At 40.8% G+C, this 414-nt stretch carries 1 pseudogene; it reads right to left on the bottom strand.

Features of this window, described 5'->3' with window-relative positions:
* A pseudogene (locus LI162_RS15305) lies at positions 1–414 on the bottom strand (MobA/MobL family protein); the annotation flags it as partial.

The following is a 414-nucleotide window of genomic DNA, read 5'->3' as shown; positions in this document are numbered from 1 at the left end:
TCTTTGAGTTTCTTAATTCGTTCATCAATCAACCTTCCTTTCTCTAATTGCTGTTCAAGTTCAGTAATTCGCTGTTCTGTTTCTGCAATAGCCGGTTCTCGCTGTTTAATTTCTGTGCCAATTCCTGCCATTGCTGATTTTCGTCTGTGAGTTTCTGTATCTGGTCTGTCTTTTCTTCCAGAAGCATCAACAGTTCTTCTGTATCCGGTAAGATTTGTAGCAGCTCTGACAATTCTTTCTCTAATTGCTGCAATCGTTCTTCCTGCTCCTGAAAGCACATCAGCTTCTCGTCCTTTTCCTGTATCTCCTGAAGCATCTCTGCCATGATATTCTGCTGTTCCTCTATCTGTGTAATCATTGCTTCCATCATGGGAATTACTTCTTTGCTTTCTTCTAATGTCATTCAACCACTCC

It is taken from the genome of Mediterraneibacter sp. 210702-DFI.3.120 (assembly GCF_020561005.1).
Taxonomy (GTDB): Bacteria; Bacillota; Clostridia; order Lachnospirales; family Lachnospiraceae; genus Mediterraneibacter; species Mediterraneibacter faecis.
The sequence above is the reverse complement of the archived record's forward strand: the minus strand, read 5'-3'. Positions and strand labels throughout refer to the sequence as shown.